Annotated in this window: 16 protein-coding genes; 10 read left to right on the top strand and 6 right to left on the bottom strand. The window is 52.9% G+C overall.

Annotated features, from left to right (window positions below; translation table 11 throughout):
• Positions 1–2: 2 nt before the first annotated feature.
• From BEN30_RS10420 to BEN30_RS10410, 3 genes are all read left to right on the top strand, one after another.
• Positions 3–992 (top strand): GDP-mannose 4,6-dehydratase, encoded by a 990-nt coding sequence (locus tag BEN30_RS10420; protein ID WP_069958293.1) that lies wholly within the window; start codon positions 3–5, stop codon positions 990–992.
• On the top strand, positions 992–2110 hold the full coding sequence (locus tag BEN30_RS10415) for a glycosyltransferase family 4 protein (RefSeq protein ID WP_084005388.1): 1119 nt from the start codon (positions 992–994) through the stop codon (positions 2108–2110). Before BEN30_RS10420 ends, BEN30_RS10415 begins: the two co-directional genes overlap by 1 nt.
• Before the next feature lie 64 nt (positions 2111–2174).
• On the top strand, positions 2175–3329 hold the full coding sequence (locus BEN30_RS10410) for a glycosyltransferase family 4 protein (RefSeq protein WP_084005386.1): 1155 nt from the start codon (positions 2175–2177) through the stop codon (positions 3327–3329).
• On the opposite strand, the gene BEN30_RS10405 is transcribed toward BEN30_RS10410, so the two are convergent.
• From BEN30_RS10405 to BEN30_RS10395, 3 genes are read right to left on the bottom strand one after another with little or no spacing between them, the layout of a single operon-like run.
• Positions 3326–3991 carry a class I SAM-dependent methyltransferase gene (locus tag BEN30_RS10405; RefSeq protein WP_069958291.1) on the bottom strand — a complete coding sequence of 222 codons (666 nt, stop codon included), beginning with the start codon at positions 3989–3991 and terminating at the stop codon, positions 3326–3328. The two genes, BEN30_RS10410 and BEN30_RS10405, sit on opposite strands and share 4 nt — an antisense overlap.
• Positions 3992–4003: 12 nt before the next feature.
• Positions 4004–4792 (bottom strand): class I SAM-dependent methyltransferase, encoded by a 789-nt coding sequence (locus BEN30_RS10400; RefSeq protein ID WP_170827028.1) that lies wholly within the window; start codon positions 4790–4792, stop codon positions 4004–4006.
• Positions 4793–4798: 6 nt separating this feature from the next.
• Complete coding sequence (locus BEN30_RS10395; RefSeq protein WP_170827027.1) at positions 4799–5917, bottom strand: glycosyltransferase family 4 protein; 1119 nt, start codon at positions 5915–5917, stop codon at positions 4799–4801.
• Between the two features lie 182 nt (positions 5918–6099).
• Here BEN30_RS10395 and BEN30_RS10390 point away from each other — a divergent pair, with 182 nt between their 5' ends.
• From BEN30_RS10390 to BEN30_RS10375, 4 genes are read left to right on the top strand one after another with little or no spacing between them, the layout of a single operon-like run.
• Positions 6100–6987, top strand: coding sequence for a glycosyltransferase family 2 protein (locus BEN30_RS10390; RefSeq protein WP_069958288.1), 888 nt, complete (start codon positions 6100–6102; stop codon positions 6985–6987).
• Positions 6988–7017: 30 nt separating this feature from the next.
• Positions 7018–8085 (top strand): GDP-mannose 4,6-dehydratase, encoded by a 1068-nt coding sequence (gene gmd / locus BEN30_RS10385; RefSeq protein ID WP_069958287.1) that lies wholly within the window; start codon positions 7018–7020, stop codon positions 8083–8085.
• Positions 8078–9043: a GDP-L-fucose synthase gene (gene fcl / locus BEN30_RS10380; protein WP_069958286.1), complete on the top strand. Its 966-nt coding sequence runs from the start codon at positions 8078–8080 to the stop codon at positions 9041–9043. Before gmd ends, fcl begins: the two co-directional genes overlap by 8 nt.
• A gap of 1 nt (position 9044) precedes the next feature.
• On the top strand, positions 9045–10010 hold the full coding sequence (locus tag BEN30_RS10375; RefSeq protein ID WP_069958285.1) for a lysylphosphatidylglycerol synthase transmembrane domain-containing protein: 966 nt from the start codon (positions 9045–9047) through the stop codon (positions 10008–10010).
• A 21-nt stretch (positions 10011–10031) separates the two neighbouring features.
• On the opposite strand, the gene BEN30_RS10370 is transcribed toward BEN30_RS10375, so the two are convergent.
• Genes BEN30_RS10370 through BEN30_RS10360 form a run of 3 tightly spaced genes read right to left on the bottom strand, consistent with a single transcriptional unit; the run spans position 10032 to position 12567 of the window.
• Complete coding sequence (locus BEN30_RS10370) at positions 10032–11450, bottom strand: mannose-1-phosphate guanylyltransferase/mannose-6-phosphate isomerase (protein WP_084005392.1); 1419 nt, start codon at positions 11448–11450, stop codon at positions 10032–10034.
• A gap of 32 nt (positions 11451–11482) precedes the next feature.
• A complete protein-coding gene (gene nusG / locus BEN30_RS10365; RefSeq protein WP_069958283.1) occupies positions 11483–11983 on the bottom strand; it encodes a transcription termination/antitermination protein NusG in 501 nt (166 codons plus the stop codon).
• Positions 11983–12567, bottom strand: coding sequence for a helix-turn-helix domain-containing protein (locus BEN30_RS10360; protein WP_139134969.1), 585 nt, complete (start codon positions 12565–12567; stop codon positions 11983–11985). The genes nusG and BEN30_RS10360 overlap by 1 nt, the downstream gene beginning before the upstream one ends.
• Before the next feature lie 402 nt (positions 12568–12969).
• Here BEN30_RS10360 and BEN30_RS10355 point away from each other — a divergent pair, with 402 nt between their 5' ends.
• From BEN30_RS10355 to BEN30_RS10345, 3 genes are all read left to right on the top strand, one after another.
• Positions 12970–14217 (top strand): O-antigen ligase family protein, encoded by a 1248-nt coding sequence (locus BEN30_RS10355; RefSeq protein ID WP_170827026.1) that lies wholly within the window; start codon positions 12970–12972, stop codon positions 14215–14217.
• Between the two features lie 27 nt (positions 14218–14244).
• The gene (pgmG, locus tag BEN30_RS10350; RefSeq protein WP_069958280.1) at positions 14245–15639 is read left to right on the top strand and encodes a phosphoglucomutase/phosphomannomutase PgmG; all 1395 of its coding nucleotides are present in this window, start codon (positions 14245–14247) and stop codon (positions 15637–15639) included.
• A gap of 60 nt (positions 15640–15699) precedes the next feature.
• Positions 15700–16541, top strand: an 842-nt coding sequence (locus BEN30_RS10345) for an IS5/IS1182 family transposase (RefSeq protein ID WP_069958279.1), incomplete at its 3' end; no start/stop codon positions are given.

Here is a 16541-nt window from a genome sequence, read left to right as displayed (position 1 = left end):
TCATGACCTCAAACGACAAATGCGCTCTTATCTTTGGGATCACTGGACAAGATGGAGCCTATCTTGCTCAATTGCTTATCGGTAAAGGGTATAAGGTTGTCGGCACATCACGAGACGCTGAAATGTCCACGGCGTCCAATCTCAAACTTCTCAACATTTACAGTAAAGTATCGCTCATATCATCTGTGCCTTCCGATTTCCACAGTGCCCTAAACGCCATCAAACAAACCCAGCCTGATGAAATTTATAATCTCAGTGGCCAAAGTTCTGTTGGCCTCTCTTTTGAACAACCTGCGGAAACCCTCAACAGCATTGCATTGGGGACACTCAACATTCTCGATGCCATTCGTTCCCTTAACACCACCATCAAGTTCTACAACGCGGGGTCTGGCGAATGTTTCGGTGATACGGGCGGAATTCCTGCAACGGAAACCACAGCCTTTCACCCCTGTAGCCCTTATGCCATTGCCAAAGCCGCCGCATTTTGGGAGGTCGCAAACTATCGAGAGGCTTATGGGTTGTTTGCATGCTCCGGCATCCTCTTCAATCACGAATCCCCGTTACGTCCGGCTCGTTTCGTAACCATGAAAATCATCCAAGGCGCTGTGATGGCGGCTCTCGGTCAACGTGAGAAATTACATCTGGGCAACCTTTCCATCAAACGTGACTGGGGCTGGGCACCGGAATATGTCGAAGCCATGTGGCTCATGCTACAACACGACTATGCCGATGATTATGTGATTGCAACAGGTCAAAGCCATACTCTTGAAGACTTTGTAAAAACGGCCTATGCCCATTTTGGCCTTAACCACAAAGACTATATTGAAACCAACCCCGAACTTTTTAGGCCAACGGACTTAAAACATGGCGTCGGCGATGCCCGCAAAGCCGCTGACAAATTGGGTTGGCATGCGCACAAGACCATGGCAGAGGTTGTCGCCGCGATGGCAGACACTGAAATAGCGCGTCATCAGGGCAAGGCTGAAGACTGATGAATGCATTGTCCGACAACCTTCGCCTCCTGCGCAACACGGCAAAATGCCTTCCCTCAAGAATTCTCAGCGGCCTTGGTCAGAAATCTAATCAGGCTACGCCAGTCCGATTTGTGGTCGAAGATGCTAACTGGGCCATTCGCTGGGTCGGTGAAAACATCAGAGATGAAATCAACAAATTAACCCCCAATACGGTCGAGGTCGGCACCTCGCCGGTTGGTGCAATTAACCGCGTGGTTCATTTTGGATCTCAATATATGTGGTTAGCTTGGGGCGGGCCAGCGGGTGCGTCAAATAAGTATGTCACCTCGTTTTTTCATGGCAAACGCGAAGATGGGCCGGATGTGTCTCGCCATATAGACCAATTCCTGACGACGGTACCGAGACTATCGCGCATCGTCGCTTCAAACAGTTTGGTTCATGATCGCTTGTTGTCGTGGGGTGTATCAAGCGAGAAAGTTGTTCGTATTCCCATCGGCGTAAACACAAATATATTCACGCCTCCCAGTGACGAACAACGCCAACGTGCCCGCGAAAAATTCGCCATCCCTAAAGATGCCATTGTCATCGGCTCATTCCAAAAAGATGGTGTCGGGTGGGGCGATGGGATGGAACCCAAGTTGATTAAGGGACCTGACATATTTGTCGAGACCATGAAGGAACTGGCAAAAGACCTGCCGGTGTTCGCGATGCTGACAGGCCCAGCCCGTGGTTACGTCAAGGCGCGACTTGAAGAATATAATATTCCATATGCCCATGCTTATCCGGATGCACATGCAGATTTGGTTCAGTGCTACCATGCCCTAGATCTCTACATCGTGAGTTCCCGCGAAGAAGGCGGTCCTATGGGATTGATGGAAAGCATGTCCGCCCACGTTCCGGTGGTGTCCACGTATGTCGGCATGGCCCCAGACTTAATTCAAGACGGTATAACCGGCGGGCTGGACCACACTCTGACCTCCCATGGATTGGCTAAAAAAGTACGTGAAATTCTGCATCCCAGCTGCGATAAAGACACCCTGGTTCAAAGCGCCCGCAATGGCGTAATGGTCTGCGACTGGTCCGTCGTTGGCAAACGTCATTTAGAAGAGGTCTATCTGCCATTGATAGCCCAATAATGTTTCTCACAGAGCCGAGTACTGAAGGCCACACCGTTATACTATAATTTTTGGATATATTTAAGTGCGCTCCATCCGCGTCACCCACATCATTACAGGTTTATCCATTGGCGGTGCCGAAAAGGTACTGTTGCGCCTGTTGCGCGACATGGACACAGACGGGTTTAAAAACAGCGTGATATCGATCACGGACAAAGGCGCACTCAGCGAGTCCATGGCTGCTACTGGCGCAAATGTAGCAGCTATGGGTTTCCTCAAGGGCAAGGTTAACGCCATACCTGCCGCGCGTTTGGGTGCAGAACTCCGTTCAAACAAACCAGACCTCGTGCAAACCTGGATGTATCATGCCGATCTCATCGGCGGCATCGCTGCACGCCTGACCACAAGCGCCCCAGTATTGTGGAATTTGCGCCAAAGCACCCTCGACGAGACCCACAGTAAAAAAAGCACCCTCCGCACGGCCATGGCCTGCGCACGCTTGTCTTTCTCACTCCCCAGCACCATCGTGTGTGGGTCTCAATCCGCACGCCGCGTCCACGCAGACCTAGGGTACGACGCAACCAAGATGGTGGTCCTGAACAACGGTTTTGATACCGACATACACAGGCATTCCCCAGAACAACGCACCGCATTCAGAGCCAAGTTGGGCATCCCTGAAGACAGCATACTGATCGGCAACCCGTCGCGTTATGATCCCCAAAAGGATCATCTGACGTTCCTTCAGGCTGCCGCGCGCGTAGCGCAAAAAGTCCCCAATGCCCATTTCGTTTTTTGCGGTGATTCCATAACGCCGGAAAATCAGAATTTATCTTCCATAATCCAAGAACAAGGGCTGTCCGAACGTGTCCACATTTTGGGCACTTTGAAAGACATCAACCCTTTTTACTCTGGCATAGACATTCTGGCGCTTAGTTCCGCGTATGGCGAAGGTGCGCCCAACGTCATCGGCGAAGCCATGTCCGCAGAGGTTCCGTGCCTGGCAACCGATGTGGGTGACAGTGCCTATCTTATTGGTGATACAGGATTGATTGTCCCGTCACGCAATGCTCATGTCTTTGCGGGTGCCTTGGTGAGTCTGTCCCAAGACTCTCTTGACAGTCGTAAAGCCAAAGGACAAGCCGCCCGCCAACGTATCAAAGAACATTTCCCCCTAGTAACCATGGTGCGTCGCTACGAAGATCTCTATCGCCGGGTGTACAGCCAAAGATACGATTTTTAGGGTGCGATCACACACAAGAACGCACTGTGAAAGCGCGGAAATAGCCTTCCCACCAATGCAATCACGGCACTTTTAAAACGCACGGATGCATTGCGCCGATCCGCCAATGAATACAGGTGCGTCTGCAAAAGTATCCAGCCATGACGGTCACACAGAGCCTGAATATTTTCAGGTGTGTACAGATTCACGTGGTCCCAGTAGACGTTCGGCCCTCGACGCAACAGGGCATTCCCAACGTTGCCAAAAAAGGTCGCATTGGGGGTGGTCAGAACAATTTTTCCACCGGGACTTAAATGGCGCACCATGTTCGCCAAGGCCAAGGTCGGACTGTCCACATGCTCCAACACATCAGCCAAGACGATCAGATCAAATATTTCATTCAAGTCTACATTTTCACAATTGCCGACATGAATATTAAAACCCAGCCCCACTGCGGCTTGGACCTCGTCCCCATCGAGATCTAGCCCCACCAGCGTTTCAGCCGATTGTGCCAAACGCGCGTGCAGCCAGCCGTCCAAACCGTGGTCACGATAATAGCTGGCGTTTCCGGCCGCACCGACATTCAGAACGCGCCGGCCTTGGGCCATATCAATGATCAAGGCATGGGCATCGACAATAGCTGTCGCCGGATGATCCAGTACCGTGCTCTCGCCCTGCCTCATGTTCCGTACCCTTTAAGTGTCGACGCTGGGAACATCCCCAGAAGCCGTCAAGGGAACACACACAGCCCAGATTTCCCCCCAACGGATGTCTTGGCTTTCCACCTTGAGTCCCGCTTGTGCGGTTTCATCAGCGAATTCCGCCAAGGTGTGTTCGATGAAGTGGGTGGAATCCGAAAAATAACCGATGCCCAGCTCTTTGCGCATGGGCAGGTGCCAAGACCGTTCAAACACCGGCACCCGGATCAAGACTTTTTTCGGCTGAACTTTGGCCAGCAACCCCCGCATAAATTCAACCCGGTGCGCGATGTGTTCCCACACATTGGACAGCACCATAACGTCCCACTTTGCAGGTGGTAGGTCCTGCAACGCATCACCTAAGACAAATTCTAAGTTGTCCGGGTTATTCGCTTCGCGAGCCTGGGTCAGACGCGGCGTATCGCTATCAATGCCTGTGACACGAACGCCCTCGACCCGGGTGGCGATCGACCGCGCCAAAGCCCCATAACCACAGCCCACATCCAATACCGTGCTTTTGGGCGCGATGTTTTCGACAAAAAAGTCGTGATAGCGCGTCAGGCGGTGCTTGGGGTGAATGCCATCGCCATAGACCATGGCGCGTTCGGATATAACCTTGTCGGCCATATCGAGCACTTGAAACTGACGCCGCAACGCATCCTTCGGCTGTCCGACACGCGAATCCAAGACCATCAGCCCCTTGATCAGCCCCAAGCGCCCCCGCGCTGGAATCAGATAAAGCGGCCATGATAAAATGCGGATACTGGCAAGCAGAAGAGTTCTCATGCGCATTCAGTTTTTTTCTTCCGTCAAGCGGGCTTCAATCAAGCGGGTGAACACCTCGCCGTGGCGCTGCTCCCAATGGCGCAAGTCAAACCGTTCAACCGCGAGCTCCCGCGCCTTATGGCTGAACATATCGTGCCCAGCCACAATGTCCAGCATGCCCTGAGCGATGTCTTTGACGTCCGGCACTTGCGGTTCGCCCCAACTCTGGGCACAGACGAGGCCGATCCCCGCAGCGCCGACCAACTCGCCAACTCCGCCCGTGTCCGAATACAAAACCGGCAGGCCCGTGGCCAGGGCTTCAAGCACCGTGTTGGGGCACGGATCATTGTGCTTGGTCATCACATAGGCATCTGCACCTTGATATATGGAGGGTGCAGATTCTTGAGTGTAAGGCCCTGTCAAACGCACCCGATCAGCGATGCTCAGTTCGTCGGCCAAGGCCTTGGTTCTGGCTTGAGCATCCGGGGCCACCCAACCGGCGATGTCCAGTACCGCATCCAGACCCAAATTCACAGCCTCTGCCAGCCCCCGCAACGTGCTTTCAATCCGATAAAACAAGTGGTTATCGATTTTTCCGGTGAGCAAGAACCGATACGCCCGCCCTGCGCGTGGCTCCTGTGGCGTAAGCGGACGGTAGAATACTGTATCCACGGCGTTATAGAGAATTTCCCCAGCACCCTCGCGCGTACCTAGATATCGCTCTGCTGAGCGCTTGCAAAATTCGCTTTGAAAGAAAACATAATCGGCTTTGCGAAAGGTTCTCGCCATACGTTGGTTTTGCGCTTTCCAGTCGCCCGCATACCAGCCCGGATAAAACACCCCATTTTGATTGTGTACGATGGGAACGCGCCGTGCCTTCAGCAGTGCTAAGGCCAAGCCCGGAAGGTATGGCGTATTTGACAGCACGTAGACAACGTTAAACCCCCACAGATACTCTGGAAACAGGGCGCGCAAGCGCTTGACCTTAACCAACGGCCCACCAACATCGCCAGGCCGTGCACCACCATAAAACACCCGTACACCCGCAGATCTGAGGGGCCAAAGAGCGTTCAAGACAGCGTGAAGGGCCAGGGCGACCGCCCAGCCCCAGCGGAGGATTTTCTTGATTGTGGAATCGCGTAACATCGCCCCATTCATTACATATCTTGAACGCAAGGGAAACCACTCTCTTCAGGGTTAGGGGTTCATATTTTGGGCGAACCATCTCCCCTTAAGAACCTCATAATATGGCTAAATTTTTTCCCCACAACACACCGAGAATGCTTATAATCCGACACCCTTGCTTATCAGAATGTACCGAATTGCTCATGTCAAAACCACGCAACAGCACCGTACCGACGATTTCGGTCATTTTACCCTGCTACAACAGCCATCTCTACCTGCAGGAGACGCTGGACAGTCTACGCGCGCAAACATACACCGATTTTGAAATTGTTCTCGTGGATGATGGATCGGACGATCCCGACACAATTGCCTATCTCGACGCTTTGCCAGACGATGTGCGGATGATCCGCCAGATCAATATGGGATTATCCGCCGCACGCAATACGGCCATCCGCCATGCACGTGGACATTATATATTGCCCCTAGACTGTGACGACTGGCTTGAGCCCAATTATCTGCAATCAGCGTATGACCTTATCAAAAATCAACCCGAGCAAACGGTGGTGTTCAGCCACCTTAATGTCTTCGGCGATGTTAAGGGCGTGTTGCGCAAGAACTACAATTTTTTTGAACAGTTATTTTTAAACCAGTTGCCCTATTGCCTGCTCATGCCCAAATTGGCGTGGCACAATTTGGGCGGTTATGACGAAAGCATGCGCCAGGGTTATGAAGACTGGGAATTCAATATTCGCCTAGGGCGCCACGGCTACTTCGGCTTGGCAATGGACGCCCCTCTCTTTCATTACCGCGTTAGCCAAAGCGGCATGCTCAAAAGCATTTCACGTCACAAGCACGGGGATCTCTGGCGCACCATTCAGAAAAAGAATCCTATGGCCTATTCACTTGTTCGACTTATCAAGACGTGGTGGATATGGCGGAGAAAACCTTCTACATATCCATTGCCCCTTTATTTTGGCTGGTTATTTCTTCATAAGTTAATGCCAAATGCACTGTTTGTGAAAGTTTTCCAGAATCTTCTTCCCTTTTCTCATTCCGCCCGCGTTGGACAGGAATCTGGGGCTTCGACCTAATTCATTTCAGCAACTCAACGGAACAAATCAATGTCAGGTAAAACCGCTCTCATCACCGGCATCACCGGCCAGGATGGCGCTCTTCTCGCGGAACTTCTTTTGTCGAAGGGCTATACGGTCCACGGTATCAAACGTCGTTCTTCCTCGTTCAACACCGGACGTGTCGATCATCTTTACCATGACATGCACGAAGAAAATGTCCATTTTTTCATGCACTACGGTGACATGACCGATGCCACCAACCTAATCCGCCTGATTCAAGAGACACAGCCGGATGAAATCTACAATCTGGCAGCACAAAGCCACGTTCAAGTGAGTTTTGACACACCTGAATATACCGCCAACGCAGATGCCTTGGGTACTCTGCGCCTTTTGGAAGCAATCCGCATTCTGGGCCTCGAAAAAACCACACGTTTTTATCAAGCCTCAACGTCCGAGCTTTTTGGCAATGCCCCCTCGCCGCAAAGTGAAGCCACGCCATTTGAGCCCCGTAGCCCATATGCGGCGGCGAAACTCTATGCCTTCTGGATTGTACGCAATTACCGCGAAGCCTACAACATGCATGCCACCAACGGCATTCTCTTTAATCATGAAGGCCCAACCCGGGGGGAGACGTTCGTAACGCGAAAAATCACCCGTGCCGTGGCGGCCATCAAGCATGGCCTGCAGGACCGCATTTACTTAGGCAACTTAGATGCCTGCCGTGATTGGGGTCACGCGCGCGATTACGTCGAAGGCATGTGGCGGATCGTCCAACACGATAAGCCTGATGACTTCGTGCTGTGTACCGAAGAAACCCATTCCGTACGTGAATTTGTTGAGCTCAGCTTTTCCCACATCGGTCGAACCATCGAATGGCAAGGTACAGGTGTGGAGCAAAAGGGTGTCGATGCGAACACCGGTGACATTCTGGTGGAAATCGACCCACGTTATTTCCGCCCGACCGAAGTTGAATACCTGCTTGGAGATGCCTCAAAGGCTCGCAAAATTCTGGGCTGGAAACACACAACCCCATTCACCGAATTGGTGCGCGAAATGGTCGATTATGACCTTAAATGCGTCAAACAGGAAGTAAACCGTCAAGGCCGCCATGACTGATAAACTTTATTCCTTAAATGGCAAGCGCGTCTGGGTTGCGGGGCATCGCGGCATGGTTGGCTCTGCGCTGGTGCGACGCTTGGCTGCGGAAGATTGTGAAGTCATCACGGCCGGGCGCGCAATGGTTGACCTGCTGCGCCAAGAGGCTGTCGAAACCTGGATGGCAAGTGTGCGGCCAGACGTTGTTTTCCTGGCTGCAGGAAAGGTTGGTGGCATTTATGCCAACGACTCTCTGCCTGCTGAGTTTATTTATAATAACCTCATGATCGAAGCCAATATCATCCACTCAGCGCACCTTTGTGAGGTGGAAAAACTTTTATTTCTAGGCTCATCGTGCATCTACCCTAAACTAGCACACCAACCCATGTCCGAAGACGTGCTTCTCAGTGGGCCTCTGGAACCGACCAATGAGTGGTACGCGGTGGCTAAAATCGCGGGCATCAAACTGTGCGCTGCGTACCGCAAACAGTATGGTAACGATTTTATCTCGGCCATGCCGACCAACTTGTATGGCCCAGGCGACAACTTCGATCTGCTCAGCAGTCACGTCGCTGCGGCATTGCTGGTTAAAACCCACCGGGCTAAATTGGCGGGCGATAGCAAAATTGAGATCTGGGGCACCGGCACGCCCAAGCGTGAGTTCCTGCACGTTGATGACCTAGCGGACGGACTGGTGTTCCTCATGCAATATTATTCCAACGCCAGTCATATCAATATCGGCAGCGGCGATGAAGTGACCATTCGTGATTTAGCGCAGACCATTGGCGATGCCGTAGGCTACACGGGTGAATACACATATGACGCCACCAAACCGGACGGTGCGCCGCGCAAGCTGATGGACAGCACGCGCATTCACGACTTGGGCTGGCGTGCGCCGACAAAACTCAAGGAGGGCATGGCACACACCTATGCATGGTTCCTTGAAAACGCCGACAAATCTGTGCTGTCCTTAACGTAATATGAGCAAAAAAACGCTTGCCCTGACCCTTAAGTTTTTAGTTTCGATTGGATTGATTTGGTATCTGCTTCACAATATTGATCTGGGCTCAGCCTGGAAACGTATATTGGAGGCCAACCCTGTTGACCTCACCGCCGCCGTACTTGTGATATGCGTGCAGATCCTGATCAGCGTCTTTCGCTGGCGCGCCGTTATGGTGGCGATTAAAGCCGTCCTTCCCTTTTGGCAAGCCCTGCGCATATACCTGATTGGCCTATTTTTCAACCAAGTCCTGCCGTCTTCCGTTGGCGGCGATGCTGTGCGCATATATAAAGGATTTTGTGCAGGACTGACGTTAAAAGCATCCGTGCACAGCGTCATGTTGGAACGGGTAACTACGGTTTTAAGCTTGTTGATTCTCGTCACTGGCACCGCCCCCTTTTTTCAAGGTCACCTCGATCAAACTGATACAAACTGGATGCTAAACTTCTCGGTCATGATGCTGACGGCTGGCGTGGGCGGAACAGCTTTGTTGATGTTTCTAGACCGTATCCCTCAAAAATTCAGATCCTGGAACTTTGTCCGCGCTTTGTCCGATTTGGCCTCGGATACGCGTCGAACATTCTTATCGCCAATTCATGCGCCACAGACATTGGGGTGGGGTGTTTTGGGACATATCGCCATTGCAGGCGGGGTTTTCTTCATCGCCAAATCCATTGATCTAAATGTAAGCTTACTCGATTGCATGGTATTGATGCCACCAGTGATGCTGGTCACCACTTTGCCTATTTCCATTGCAGGATGGGGGGTGCGCGAAAGTGCTATGATTGCCGCCTTCGCCCTCGTTGGCGTTCAGGCCGATGACGCTTTGGTCTTATCAATTTTATTCGGGTTGATGTCCATTTTTTTTGCCATTCCCGGCGGGATCATTTGGCTTCTGACCACCGATAAAGTGGTCGCCGTCATTCCTGAAAAAGAGCAGGCTTAACACCTAAATGCAACCAAGCTGCTAAGTACGACCATAGACATCTTCAAAACGCTCAATGTCATCCTCGCCTAGGTAACTCCCCGTTTGCACTTCAATGATGCACAACGGTTCTTTAGTCTTGTTTTCCAGGCGGTGTTTCATGCCTGCGGGGATGTAGGTCGATTGATTGACCGCCAATGTGATCAATTCATCGCCGCATGTTACTTCGGCCTCTCCCGACACCACGACCCAGTGTTCTGAGCGGTGTTGATGGCTTTGCAGGCTCAACACACCGCCGGCGTGGATGGTCAATTGCTTGACCTGGTAATGGGTATCTGCGTGCATCGACTGGTACCAGCCCCACGGTCGATAGACGCGCTTATGTAAGGTCTGTTCCGTACGGCCAAGGTCGTCGAGGCTTTTGACAATCTCTTTGACCTCTTGAGCGCGGTCCATGGGAGCCACCAAAATGACGTCGTCAGTGGCAACAACCACGATGTCTTTCATGCCGATGGCGGCGATCAGTTGCCCCGAACTGCGCATATACGACCCGGCAACGTCATGGGCAATGACATCGCCCAGCAAGATGTTGCCCATCGTATCCTTATCGCCAACAGCCCAAAGTGACGACCATGAACCGACGTCATCCCAGCCCATATCAACGGGAACGACCAAGACATTTTGAGCTTTTTCCATCACCGCATAATCGATGGAGTTGCCCTTCATGTCTTGGAAAGCTTGCTCGTCTAGGCGGAGAAAGTCCATGTCTTGGCGGGCAAGGTGCACGGCCCTGCGACAGGCCTCGACCATCTCGGGGCACTGCTTGGAAAGTTCATCGAGATAATCTTGGGCGCGGAACAAAAACATGCCGCTATTCCACAGGTACCCGCCATCGGCAACATAGCCCTCGGCGGTTTTCACGTCCGGTTTTTCAACAAACTTTTCAACCCGGTGACAACTATTAAAGCCCGCCAACGCTGGGCCTTTGTGAATATAACCAAATCCCGTCTCAGGCTTATGAGGGATGATCCCAAATGTCACCAGAGCGCCGTCATCCGCCGCTTTTCTGGCTTGCAAGCACGCCTCGACAAACACGTTCGGCTTGGTGATCATGTGATCGGCCGGTTTTAACAGCATCATCGCGTCCGGATCTTTGTTCGTCAGCATCAGCGCTGCCACAGCCGCCGCCGGGGCCGTATTGCGACCCACTGGTTCCAAAACAATGGCTTGTGGCTGAATGCCCGCCTCAAGCAATTGTTCGGCAACGATAAAGCGATGTTCCCCATTGCAGATGATGATGGGGTCAGTAAAACCATCGCCCGATACCCTCCGGGCAGTTTCAACCAGCATGCTGGAATCAGAATACAGGGCTTGCAACTGCTTAGGGTACAATGTTCGCGACATGGGCCACAATCGTGTGCCAGATCCGCCGGACAGAATTACGGGAACGATTGGGGGCATATTTTTTGTCACCATTATGCTTTACGAATGCGTTAGGAAACCTTATCAAGATTTTCGAGGGACGTTGATACCCGCACTTCACTTCCCATACACTTGAGCAAGAGGATCACACGTTTTTCATCGCTGACCTCTTCCAGCAAGGCTTCATACTCAGCAAAGGCCCCGTCACGGATACGAACCTGATCGCCTTTTTTCAAGCCTTGCGGCACCAAACTGACTGTACCATCCTTGTCTTCCCGGGCACGGATGAGGTCTATGATCTCACCCGTAATGGACTTGGGGGCGTCAGCTGACGGCACCAATGAGATCACGCCAACACTCCCATTTATGGACCGCCAGCGTTGCTGCCCTAAATCCATATGCACAAACAGGTAGCCGGAAAACAGCGGCCGCAAAACAGATTTGACCGTGCGGGCATGGCGAACCTGCTTGCGATAGCGCGGCAAATAGATCTCGAAGCCCTGATTGCTCAAATGCCTGGCCGATTGCTCTTCGGAGCGTGTTTTTGTGCGAACCACATACCACGCTTTCATCACAAACTCCCGCCGGAACCTTCACAATTCACATGCAACAGCGGCACCACAAACACCCGATCAGCACCAAACCGGCCAACCATAAGCTCGTAAGCCGCTTGGGGGGCTTCTGCCGCCGTGATCACCACGGCGTCAATGCCGCACTCATTTGCGAACTCACTACTGCTCAGAACTGGTACGCCGGAAAAAAGGTCTTGATTGCTGCCGGGTTGGATGACCGCCACGATGTTAACGTTATCTTCCTGTGCTGACAAAAGGGCAATCTCAGCAAGCTCGCTCACCCCGAACAACGCAATGCGGGCATGATTTTGCGCGCTCATCTGGGCAAAAAGGGCTGAATACTCACTTCGGGCTTGACGAAAAAAACCCAGTGACGAGGACAAGTACTGGGCCACGAGCCGGCTTTTTTCGCCAAATCCTTTGGGCGTGACGTAGTATGCATATCTTTTGGCCGGGATCTTATCCACTTTCAGCAAGCCCTTGCGCACCGCGCGTTTCACAAGATAATTGGTCATGCCCAAAGCCACGCCTATACTCGCGGCAAGCCCGCGCTGGCTCGCCTGTTGACCATTTTCCAGCGCCACCAGGAGCTTCAACGTTGCCCGGTCAGCCAGATTCAGGTTCTCGTGTATGTCCCTGGAATTTGACACTTTGTACCATATTCAGAAAAATTCGTTCAAGTCGTGAACAGTCTATGCCGTTATGCTTAAAAATGGCAATCCTAAACATTCGTGCCTCATTTCGACACAAATGCCCATTCCGAAATATTGGCGGCAGCACTTGCAGAGCCTATGAATATTGGTTGCCCTATCAGCTTTATCGATTTACACAATCACAACAAAATGAGTAACGCTGATGCTGGCCATATTTTGCACAACCGAAATAGCAGTCATTTTCAGTATCTCCCCGGTGGCGGAAACAAAAAATATGAACGTACCCATACGATTTCCATCGTATTTTAGACATACAGCAAAATGCGGATCATCATGACAGCGCTTTCCCCCTCTAATTTGGGCCCAAAATTAGCAACATTTATCGCCGTCATGGTCGCCGTTGCGATTCCTTTGCGCGTCATCGGTGTTGCTCCACAGCAGCTTCCCCTGAGTTTAGCGCTGATTGGCGCTCTGGTTTTATACTATATAAGCACTGAAATCCGTCAAAGGATTAAGCAAACACTCACTTCAAAAACCACCATGTTCGTGGGCGCCATCGTGCTCGCCTGGGCGATCACGATACCGTTTTCGCTGTCACCACTCGGGTCAGCAAAAATTGGCGGCCGCTCATTCCTGTTCCTGTTTGCCATCGTCTTGGTCTGGGCGGCCCTCAAAAGCCACAAAGATGTCCATGAGCTTTTGTGGAAGGTGCTGGTTATCGGCACCATCGCATGTACGGCAGCGGCCGTCTTGTCTTTGCTCGACGTCCCCTTGATCCTGGCCTTCATGAAGGCGGACTTAAGCACCCATGAATTTCCCCAACAGGCCTTCAAATCCTTCGCAGCCTCTGAGCTGTGCCTGATCCCCATCGTCATCTGGGCCGGACGACGCCTGGGCGGAAACTGGCGGTTTTGCGCGTATACCCATGCCCCGCTGGCGATTTCCGTGATCATGCTCACCCACAACAGGGCCGCCCTTGCGGGACTTTTAGCAATGATCGGTATCGTCATCTTCAGCATTGTCCGCGCCAAGCACCGCCACACCAATATTCTTCTGGTGCTTGCAGCCGGTGCCGCCATCGCCATCATCGCCTGGGTGCGCATCGACCGCCTGCCCCTCGTGGCCGCCCACATTCATGGCACTTATCTCCCGGTCTGGCTGGTGGATCCTCACCGCCAGAGCATTTGGAAATTTGCCTTTGAAAAATTTCTGAACCATCCATGGCTTGGCAATGGCATTGACCAATTGAGCAAATTATCCGGCGCAAATGTCATCGTACCTGAGCTTGGCCACTCCGCTTTTTTCCTGCCATCTCATCCCCACAATTGGGCGCTGGAAATTCTCGCTGAGTCTGGGATTATCGGCTTTCTTCCGGTGTTCGCGGCACTCGCCTACATCGCATGGCAGCTCATGAAACGGTTTGTCCGCACGCAGGATGAAGATGCCCTGGCGCAAATCGCTCTCATGGCCGGTTTTTGGGCCAGCGCGCTGTTCAACTTTTCCATTTGGGCGGTTTGGTGGCAATTGACCTTCTTTACCTTGTTCGCAATCGTTGCCGCTGCTCCGCCACGTAAAATCTAGCCTTTTCTATAGTCCCTAAGGTCAAACATGAACGCATCCCAAGCCCATTCCCTTGATCCCGAAATCCTGCGCGAATACGACATTCGCGGCATCGTTGGCGAGAATTTTAGCTTCGACGACATGCGTGCCATCGGCCGGTCTTTCGGGTCCATTCTGGCTTCTCGCGGTGGCAAAACCTGTGCCGTCGGTTATGACGGTCGCTTGACCTCGCCGCAAATGGAAGCCGCCCTGGTGGATGGGCTGTGTAAAAGCGGCATTGATGTGGTGCGCATTGGATGCGGTCCGACCCCCATGCTGTACTACGCCAGTGCGACCATGGGAGTGGATGCGGGTTTGATGATCACCGGATCGCATAATCCGTCCGAATACAACGGCCTGAAAATGACCATCGGCGGAAAATCCTTTTTCGGTGACGACATCAGAGACTTAGGTCACCTAGCCGCCAGCGGCGATTTTGTTGACGGCAACGGCACTTCAAAACAGCTGAGCATTTTTGCCGAGTACGTTGCACGGGTCTTGCAAGACTACAGTGGTCAAAAGAATTTAACCGTCGCCTGGGACCCCGGCAACGGGGCGGCGGGTGACGTCATCGCAGATCTGATCAAGCGTTTGCCCGGCACCCATCACATCATCAACGCTGAAATCGATGGCCATTTCCCGGCCCACCATCCCGACCCCACGGTGGAAAAAAACTTGGACCAACTGAAGGCCTTGGTGGCGGACAAGGGCTGCGATCTCGGCTTTGCTTTTGATGGCGACGGCGATCGCATCGGCGTCGTTGACGGTCAAGGCCGGGTGCTGTGGGGGGATCAAATTCTGGTCCTCGTGGCGGGTGAAGTCCTCCAAGACCAACCCGGCGCCACCATCATCACCGACGTCAAAGCCAGTCAGGTCTTTTTCGACGAAATCAAACGCTTGGGCGGCAATCCGCTAATGTGGAAAACCGGGCACAGTCACATCAAGACCAAAATGCAAGAAACGGGTGCTCCCCTGGCCGGGGAAATGAGCGCGCATATTTTCTTCAAGCATCGCTACTACGGCTTTGACGACGCCGTTTACACCGCCGTGCGCTTGCTGAGTGTGGTGGCAAAATCAGAGCGCAGTCTGGCTGACATGCGCGACGCCATGCCGCACATGCTGAACACCCCGGAGATCCGCATCGATTGCGCTGAGGCCCGAAAATTCTCCGTAATCGAAGAAGTCCGCGAACGCTTAAAAGACCGCCCCGGTATCGAAGTCAATGAAATTGATGGCGTCCGCGTCACCGACGAAGACGGCTGGTGGTTGCTGCGCGCCTCCAACACCCAGGCGGTTCTGGTGGCCCGGTGCGAAAGCGCCAGTGAACTGGGGCTTCAGCGCCTCAAAGACAAATTGGCAGCGGAACTCAAAATTTTGGGCGTTGAAGCTGGACACCCGTATTAACCTCCCCATTTTTTCTGTTTTGTGATTCAATCGTTCCATCGGCTTGATAGGGAGAGATTGATGGAACAACGCGGTTTTTTCAGTTTGTCGGAACACCTTGCGCGTCTCAGCGAGGACGGTGATCCCTTGGAGGTTCTGGCGGCGACGGTTGATTTTGAATATTTCCGAGGCTGGCTGGTCGAGGGTCTTGGTTATGGCGACGGCGCGAAGGGTGGGCGTCCGCCGTTTGATCCGGTGTCGATGTTCAAGATTCTGATCCTACAAGCCCAGCACAATCTGAGCGATGCGCGGATGGAATTTATGATCCGTGACCGGCTGTCGTGGATGCGGTTTCTAAACTTTGATCTCGGCGCGCCGACGCCGGACGAGAACACCATTCGCCTGTTCCGCAACAAGTTGACGGAGACCGGCACGTTGAAGCGGGTGATGAAGGCGTTCGACTGGCAACTCTACAAGAAGGGCTACATTCCGATGTCGGGACAAATCGTCGACGCCAGCCTTGTTCCGGCGCCCAAGCAGCGCAATACCGATCCGGAAAAGGAGGCCGTCAAGGCGGGCAAGAGCGCTCACGAGATTTGGCCTGATGAACCCAACAAAGCAGCGCAGAAAGACGTGGATGCGCGCTGGACGCTGAAGATCGGCGGCAAGGTGCGCCATCGGCCCGACGGCACGCCGCTGCCGATGATTGCGCTCCCGGTGTTCGGTTACAAGTCACACATCAGCATCGACCGCCATTTCGGCTTTATTCGCGGGCAACATGTGACGTCGGCCTCCGCACCCGATGGTCGCCAACTCAAGCATGTGGTTGGCACGGACAACACCTCTGGTGAGGTCTGGGCCGACAGCGCCTACCGCTCGCAAAATAACGAAAAATGGCTTGCGGGGAAGATGCTGGTCAGCCG

The organism is Magnetovibrio blakemorei (genome assembly GCF_001746755.1).
GTDB lineage: Bacteria > Pseudomonadota > Alphaproteobacteria > Rhodospirillales > Magnetovibrionaceae > Magnetovibrio > Magnetovibrio blakemorei.
Note: the sequence above shows the minus strand (reverse complement) of the source record. Positions and strands in the feature narration are given on the sequence as shown.

What these genes read in the sequence shown, in the direction of transcription:
- BEN30_RS10420 (WP_069958293.1), top strand. Translation starts at nt 3, where the DNA reads ATGACCTCAAACGACAAATGCGCTCTTATCTTTGGGATCACTGGACAA.
- BEN30_RS10415 (WP_084005388.1), top strand. Translation starts at nt 992, where the DNA reads ATGAATGCATTGTCCGACAACCTTCGCCTCCTGCGCAACACGGCAAAA.
- BEN30_RS10405 (WP_069958291.1), bottom strand. Translation starts at nt 3,991, where the DNA reads ATGAGGCAGGGCGAGAGCACGGTACTGGATCATCCGGCGACAGCTATT.
- BEN30_RS10400 (WP_170827028.1), bottom strand. Translation starts at nt 4,792, where the DNA reads ATGAGAACTCTTCTGCTTGCCAGTATCCGCATTTTATCATGGCCGCTT.
- BEN30_RS10395 (WP_170827027.1), bottom strand. Translation starts at nt 5,917, where the DNA reads ATGTTACGCGATTCCACAATCAAGAAAATCCTCCGCTGGGGCTGGGCG.
- BEN30_RS10390 (WP_069958288.1), top strand. Translation starts at nt 6,100, where the DNA reads ATGTCAAAACCACGCAACAGCACCGTACCGACGATTTCGGTCATTTTA.
- gmd (WP_069958287.1), top strand. Translation starts at nt 7,018, where the DNA reads ATGTCAGGTAAAACCGCTCTCATCACCGGCATCACCGGCCAGGATGGC.
- fcl (WP_069958286.1), top strand. Translation starts at nt 8,078, where the DNA reads ATGACTGATAAACTTTATTCCTTAAATGGCAAGCGCGTCTGGGTTGCG.
- BEN30_RS10375 (WP_069958285.1), top strand. Translation starts at nt 9,045, where the DNA reads ATGAGCAAAAAAACGCTTGCCCTGACCCTTAAGTTTTTAGTTTCGATT.
- BEN30_RS10370 (WP_084005392.1), bottom strand. Translation starts at nt 11,450, where the DNA reads ATGCCCCCAATCGTTCCCGTAATTCTGTCCGGCGGATCTGGCACACGA.
- nusG (WP_069958283.1), bottom strand. Translation starts at nt 11,983, where the DNA reads ATGAAAGCGTGGTATGTGGTTCGCACAAAAACACGCTCCGAAGAGCAA.
- BEN30_RS10355 (WP_170827026.1), top strand. Translation starts at nt 12,970, where the DNA reads ATGACAGCGCTTTCCCCCTCTAATTTGGGCCCAAAATTAGCAACATTT.
- pgmG (WP_069958280.1), top strand. Translation starts at nt 14,245, where the DNA reads ATGAACGCATCCCAAGCCCATTCCCTTGATCCCGAAATCCTGCGCGAA.